General features: G+C 66.4%; 1 protein-coding gene. It reads right to left on the reverse strand.

Annotated elements, in window-relative coordinates:
• On the reverse strand, window positions 1-1,676 hold a 1,676-nt coding region (locus ACFYWM_RS44685), incomplete at its 3' end, for a transglycosylase domain-containing protein (protein ID WP_389927987.1).
• Window positions 1,677-1,721 lie beyond the last annotated feature (45 nt).

Genomic DNA, 1,721 nt, shown 5'->3' on the forward strand with positions numbered 1-1,721 from the left:
GCCGCGTCGCGGCCGATGCCGCCGACGGATCGCATCGTGCCCTTGGTGAACACCCCCGACAGCACGTCGGCGGCCGCGTCGGCGACCTCGGGGTCGAGTGCCTGACGGCACTTGGGCCTGTAGTCGGTGACCTTGCCGTCGCGGTCGGTGATCCGGGTGATCGCCATCGGCGTGCAGTACTTGCCGCGCGCGCCGATCGCGGCGTAGGCGTTGGCCACGGTCACCGGGTCCATCTCGTTGGTGCCCAGCGTGAACGTCGAGAACTCCAGCAGCTTGAGCCCGTCGGAGCGGTGGATGCCCAGCGACCGGGCGGTCTTGATCGTCTCACACAGGCCGACCTTCTGCTCCAGCGCCATGAAGAAGGTGTTCACCGACCCCCAGGTGCCGGTCTGCAGGGTCTTCCAGCCCGGATTGCCCTCGTCGTTGGTGACGGTGTGACTCGGATCCCCGATGTTCTCACCCTTGCAGTTCTGAAACGCCGCATACCCCGAGGCGCGGAAACCCGCCCCGGCCGCCAGCCCGTCGTTGACCTTCATCCCCTGCTTCAACGCGGTCAGCAACGTGAACGTCTTGAACGTCGATCCGGCCTGCAGACCGACCCCGCCGCCGTGCGCGGCATCGGCGACCAGGTTGTAGGAGATCTCGTTGCGCGCCTTGCTGCGGCCGTAGGGCCGGCTGGCGGCCATCGCCTTGATCGCCCCGGTGCCCGGCTGGACCAGCGCCTCGGCCGCCACCGGATTGTCCGACGGATGCACCCACTTGCGGATCGCCTTATCGGCGGCCGCCTGCATCACCGGATTGATCGTCGTCTTGATGGTCAGGCCGCCGCGGTTGAGGAAGTCCTCGCGCGCCTTGGCCGTCTTCCCGAAATCCGGATTCTGCAAGATCTCGTTGCGGACGTAGATACAGAAGTAGGGGTAATCACTGGACTCACACCCGCCGGGGAACTTCGTCCCCTTGTAGCCGAGCTTGGTGGCCTTGGCCTCCTGCGCCTGCGCCGGGGTGATCTTCCCCAGTTCGGCCATCCGGTTCAGCACCACGTTGCGCCGGTTCAGCAACCGCTCACGCTGCTTCCTGCCCAGGTTGGGATCGGTGGCGTTGGGATCTTGCACCGCGCCCGCCAAAGTGGCCGCCTGCGGCAAGGTCAGCTCGGCCGCCGACACCCCGAAGAACCGCTTGGCCGCCGCCTCCACCCCGTAGGCGCTCGCCCCGAAGTAGGCGATGTTCAGATACTTGCCCAAGATCTCGTCCTTGGTGTACTTCTCCTCCACCGCCATCGCGTGCCGCAGCTCGTTGAGCTTGCGCGCGTAGCTGGCCTCCAGCGCCTTGTTCTTCTCCCGCTTGGTATCGGCGGAATTCAGCAGGACCTGCTTGACGTACTGCTGGGTGATGCTGGAGCCGCCCTGGCTCACCCCACCGGCGTGCAGGTTCTTGGCCAGCGCGCGGATCGTGCCCTCGATGTCGATCGCACCGTGCTGGTAGAACCGGTAGTCCTCGATCGAGATGATCGCCGTCTTCATCACCTCGGCGATCTGATCGAGCCTGACGACCTCGCGGTACTCCTCGTAAAACCGCGCGATCTCCTTGCCCCGGACGTCCTGCACGATCGAGACCTCCGCCGGCGGAGGCTCGACGAGGTCGGTGGGCTTGAGATTCAGCTCGTTGGTCGCCGACACGAAGCCAAGACCCGCACCCCCCACGGCCGGCAACGCGATCCCCGC

Source organism: Streptosporangium sp. NPDC002721 (genome assembly GCF_042888905.1).
In the GTDB taxonomy this organism is placed as follows: Bacteria; Actinomycetota; Actinomycetes; order Streptosporangiales; family Streptosporangiaceae; genus Streptosporangium.